Raw genomic sequence first — 4,680 nt, 5'->3', positions numbered from 1 at the left:
AGCAACATGGCGCAAGGCCGGTGAATTGCTCGACGCATTCTCGCCGGCCGAATGCGCCAACTATCTCACAAACTCAGGCTATGCTTCCGTATGAAAACAGCATGCTCTAAGGGGCAAGTTCCCGCTCAAGAGATTGCCGAGATCTGAAAAAGTCCCCACCCCAACCCCTCCCCACAAGGGGGGTTAACGCTGCGCCAACGGCAGCAGACATCAGCCGCTCTGCGGATGAGACGGTGAAATAGAAAACAGTGGGTGCGGCATCCAAGCCCCTCCCCCTTGTGGGGAGGGGTTGGGGAGGGGTTTTTGGCGCCGCCGAGAATTATTCCGCCGGCTGAAGCTCGGCCGCTTCGAAGCGGTAGGTGGTGGAGCAGAATTCGCAGGTGACGGATATTTCGCCGTTTTCCTGGCTGGCCTCGATCTCTTCGGCGGTGAAACCCTTCAGTACGTTGCCGATCTTTTCCCGCGAACAGCTGCAGCGGTCGAAGACGGCGCGAGGCTCGAAGACACGCACGCCGCGCTCGTGGAACAGGCGGAACAACAGCCTCTCCGTGCCGACCTGCGGATCGGTCAGCTCGTCGGCATCGATGGTCTCGACCAGCGAGCGGGCTTCGGTCCAGGCGTCGTCCTCGCCATGCGGGCGGTCGCCGTCATCGCCGTCGCCGCCGTGGAGATCGGGCTGGCGCATGCGCTCCGGCGCTTCCGGCAGGAACTGGGCGACGAGGCCGCCTGCCCGCCAGCGGTGGCGCGGCTTGCCGGCATCGTCACGGTCGAAGAGTTCGGCCGCAGCCAGGCGCACACGCGTCGGGATCTGCTCCGACTGGCGGAAATAGACGCCGGCAATGTCTTCGAGCGAGGTGCCGTCGAGCGCGACAATGCCCTGATAGGGCTGGGCGAACTTGCCCTGATCGATGGTGAAGGCGAGCACGCCCTTGCCGAGCAATTGCTCCGGCTCGGTCTCGCCTGAGGCAATGGCCTGGTCGAGCAGCGCCCGGTCGAAACGGGCATAGGCGCGCACATTTTCCGGCGTCGAGAAATCGGCGACGAGCAGATCGACCGGGCCGTCGCCCTTGGTCTGCACGGTGAACTTGCCGTCGAACTTCAGCGACGTGCCGAGCAACACGGTCAGCACGACGACTTCGGCAAGCAGCCGGGCGACGGGCGCGGGATAATGATGGCGCTCGAGGATGGCATCGAGCATCGGGCCGAGTTGGACGGCGCGGCCGCGCACATCCAGACCCTCCACCTGAAAGGGGACGACATGATCATCGCCGGCGAAATCGAACTGGCCGAGGGCGGCTGCAGCTTCTGCCATGGCTTTCACTCCTAGTTTCGGGAGCGGCGGCCAAAGTGTCCGGCGCTCGCGCAGTCGGGCCGCAAGCTTATGACTCGCAACATCCGACTATGGTTCAGATCGCGCCCAGGCACCAAGCAAGAATCGACTTCTGCGCATGAAGACGGTTTTCCGCCTCATCGAAGACTACGGATTGCGGGCCGTCGATCACCTCGTCCGTCACTTCCTCACCGCGATGCGCGGGCAGGCAATGCATGAACAATGCATCGCTGCCGGCCTTGGCCATCAGGGCCGCATTGACCTGATAAGGCTGGAAGACGTTATGACCCCGGGCCCGATGTTCCTGATTCATGGAGACCCAGGTATCGGTCACCACGCAATCGACGCCTTCGACCGCACGGTCGGCATCATGGCAGAGCATGATTTCGGCGCCCTCATTGCGGGCCCAGTTCAGATAGTGATCCTTGGGCTCCGAACCAAGAGGGACGGCCATGTTCATGCGGTAGCCGAAGCGGGCAGCCCCTTCGACCAGCGAATGCAGCACATTGTTGCCGTCGCCGGTCCAGGCGATGGTCTTGCCCTTGATCGGGCCGCGATGCTCCTCGAAGGTCATGATATCGGCCATGATCTGGCAGGGATGGGTATCGTCCGTCAGGGCATTGATCACAGGCACGGTCGCATGTTCGGCAAGCTCCAGCAGGCGCGAATGCTCGGTGGTGCGGATCATGATCGCATCGACATAACGCGACAGCACCTTGGCGGTGTCGCCGATCGTCTCGGCGCGGCCGAGCTGCATTTCGGTGCCGGACAGGAACAGCGTTTCGCCGCCGAGCTGGCGCATGCCGACGTCGAAAGAGACGCGGGTGCGCGTCGACGGCTTCTCGAAGATCATCGCCAGCATCTTGCCGGCGAGCGGCTTGTCGCCCTTGCCCGCCTTGAAGGCCTGTTTGCGGGCGAGCGCGTCGTTCATGATGGTTCTGAGGTCGGCCGATGTGACGGCCGAAAGATCGAGGAAATGTTTAGGAGCCATGTTCTTACCTGTCGTGCGCCCGAAGGCGGCGATCCCTTCAAGCCGTCTTCTTGATCTTGGCGGCGCGGATGCTCTCGGCGGCGCGCTCGAGGCGCACGAGCCCCTCGCGGGCTTCCTCAGCAGTGACCACCAGCGGCGGAAGAAGGCGGATGACATTGTCGCCAGCCGGCACGCCGAGCAGATGCGCGGCGCGGATTGCCTGCAGCAATTCGGCCGAGGGAACCGCAGCCTTGACGCCGAGCAGAAGCCCCTCGCCTCGGATATCCTCGATCACATCGGGATAACGATCCTTGAGCGAGGCCAGCCCCTGGCGGAAGACGAGCGCGACGTCGCGCACATGCTCAAGGAAGCCATCGGCGAGGATGACGTCGAGCACGGCGCTGCCGACCGCCATGGCCAGCGGATTGCCGCCATAGGTCGAACCATGGGTGCCGGCCTTCATGCCGGAAGCGGCCTCTGCTGTGGCAAGGCAAGCGCCGAGCGGGAAACCGCCGCCGATGCCCTTGGCGACGGCCATGATGTCGGGCGTGATGCCGGACCATTCATGGGCGAAGAGCTTGCCGGTGCGGCCGACACCCGTCTGGACCTCGTCGAGGATCAGCAGCAGGCCGTGTTCGTCGCAGATCTTACGCAGCGCCTTCATGAATTCGCTGGTGGCCGGACGCACGCCGCCCTCACCCTGCACCGGCTCGATCAGGATTGCGGCGGTGGCATCGGTAATGGCGGCGCGCACAGCCTCGATGTCGCCGAACGGCACCTGATCGAAACCCGGCGCCTTGGGGCCGAAGCCTTCGAGATATTTCTCCTGGCCGCCGGCGGCAATCGTCGCGAGCGTGCGGCCGTGAAAGGCGCCCTCGAAGGTGATGATATGGAACCGCTCGGGATGGCCCTTGGAAAACTGATAGCGGCGCGCCGTCTTGATGGCGCATTCGAGCGCCTCGGCGCCCGAATTGGTGAAGAACACCTTGTCGGCGAAGGTGGCGTCCGTCAGGCGCTTGGCCAGGCGCTCCTGGCCGGGGATCTCATAGATGTTGGAGAGGTGCCAGACCTTGTCGGCCTGCTCCTTCAGCGCCGCGACCACATGCGGGTTGCCGTGGCCGACGGAGGTGACGGCGACACCGGCGCCGAAATCGAGATAACGCTCGCCGCTCTCGGTGATCAGCCATACGCCCTCGCCTCGCTCGAACCGCAGCGGGGCGCGAGAATAGGTGTCATAAAGCGGCGCGGCTTCAGCCATGGCGCGGGTCTCCCGTTCAGTGTTGTCATGCACGGATTCCGGCTAACAAAACCAGGTCCGAAAAATCAAAAATGCCGCCTTTCGGCGGCGAGCGGTACTATTTCCTTTTCGCGCTGCAATGTCAACAAAACTGCGGCCTTAGCGTATGCAGCAAGCTTGTACAGCGGCGCTTTCGGCCATCAACAGGCATTATTGCAGAAATGACACGCAGAGGCAGCAAGTTGGGGAAAACTTGAAATTCGATTCATCCGGATTCCCGCGACTCTTGTCACGGAGTCAGCCTCACACTAGGTTAAAGTTCAATTACTAGACTGCATGCGGCGGAACTAGTCACCAAAATTGATCAAGCGTTTCTTGTTTCGGAGGCTTCCGGGACAACGGTGAGGGATTCTGCCATCACCAACGCAAAAGGTGGAGACAGGGCATGAACTGGACAGACGAGCGGGTCGAGAAACTCAAGAAGCTTTGGGCCGAAGGACTGAGCGCCAGCCAGATTGCTGCGCAGCTTGGCGGGGTCAGCCGAAACGCGGTTATCGGCAAGGTGCACAGGCTCAGCCTTCCCGGCCGTGCCAAGGCCGGCGGCACAGCCACCGCGGCGCGCACGCCGAAGCGCCAGACATCGGCGCCGCGCGCCCCGAACTACGCCTCCCGGATCGCCACCCGCACCGTCACCCGCCAGCAGGGCGCAACCCTGCTGAAGGAAGAGATCGAGATCGAAACGGTCGAGGAAATGGAATACGTGCCGAAGGGCAACGTGGTGGTGCCGATTTCCCGCCGCCTCGGCCTGACGGAGCTCACCGAACGCACCTGCAAGTGGCCGGTTGGCGATCCGCTCAAGGAAGATTTCCATTTCTGCGGCTGCGAATCCCCGGACAATTCGCCCTACTGCAGCTATCATCAGAAGCTTGCCTATCAGCCGATCAACGAACGCCGCCGGGCGGCGGCGCGGGTCAGCTGAGAAGGCGACATCGTCGAGAGTGAGAAACGGGCCGAGCGGCCCGTTTTTTTATGATTAGAGCGTGCTGCAATTTTCCGGAATCGGGGATTCGCAAATCAGCGGAAATGTGATTCCCTATGCATGCCGGGAAAGGATGGCCGGCATGGATGACGCGACCCTATTCC

4 protein-coding genes are annotated in these 4,680 nt (G+C 62.8%); 1 reads left to right on the top strand and 3 read right to left on the bottom strand.

The window, feature by feature from the left end:
* Positions 1 to 319: 319 nt before the first annotated feature.
* The 3 genes from QWJ46_RS30785 to QWJ46_RS30775 all read right to left on the bottom strand — a co-directional run bounded on the left by QWJ46_RS30785 (position 320) and on the right by QWJ46_RS30775 (position 3,558).
* Positions 320 to 1,312, bottom strand: coding sequence for an Hsp33 family molecular chaperone (locus QWJ46_RS30785; RefSeq protein ID WP_184459362.1), 993 nt, complete (start codon positions 1,310 to 1,312; stop codon positions 320 to 322).
* A 94-nt stretch (positions 1,313 to 1,406) separates the two neighbouring features.
* Entirely contained in the window at positions 1,407 to 2,321 is a 915-nt protein-coding gene (argF, locus tag QWJ46_RS30780; protein WP_210629324.1) for an ornithine carbamoyltransferase, read from the bottom strand.
* Between the two features lie 37 nt (positions 2,322 to 2,358).
* Positions 2,359 to 3,558, bottom strand: coding sequence for an aspartate aminotransferase family protein (locus QWJ46_RS30775; RefSeq protein ID WP_302756299.1), 1,200 nt, complete (start codon positions 3,556 to 3,558; stop codon positions 2,359 to 2,361).
* 424 nt (positions 3,559 to 3,982) lie between these two features.
* Here QWJ46_RS30775 and QWJ46_RS30770 point away from each other — a divergent pair, with 424 nt between their 5' ends.
* A complete protein-coding gene (locus tag QWJ46_RS30770; RefSeq protein WP_184459365.1) occupies positions 3,983 to 4,516 on the top strand; it encodes a GcrA family cell cycle regulator in 534 nt (177 codons plus the stop codon).
* Positions 4,517 to 4,680 lie beyond the last annotated feature (164 nt).

The sequence above is a fragment of the Rhizobium sp. CBN3 genome (assembly GCF_030518245.1).
Taxonomy (GTDB): Bacteria; Pseudomonadota; Alphaproteobacteria; order Rhizobiales; family Rhizobiaceae; genus Rhizobium; species Rhizobium aethiopicum_A.
The sequence above is the reverse complement of the archived record's forward strand: the minus strand, read 5'-3'. Positions and strand labels throughout refer to the sequence as shown.

What these genes read in the sequence shown, in the direction of transcription:
- argF (WP_210629324.1), bottom strand. Translation starts at nt 2,321, where the DNA reads ATGGCTCCTAAACATTTCCTCGATCTTTCGGCCGTCACATCGGCCGAC.
- QWJ46_RS30785 (WP_184459362.1), bottom strand. Translation starts at nt 1,312, where the DNA reads ATGGCAGAAGCTGCAGCCGCCCTCGGCCAGTTCGATTTCGCCGGCGAT.
- QWJ46_RS30775 (WP_302756299.1), bottom strand. Translation starts at nt 3,558, where the DNA reads ATGGCTGAAGCCGCGCCGCTTTATGACACCTATTCTCGCGCCCCGCTG.
- QWJ46_RS30770 (WP_184459365.1), top strand. Translation starts at nt 3,983, where the DNA reads ATGAACTGGACAGACGAGCGGGTCGAGAAACTCAAGAAGCTTTGGGCC.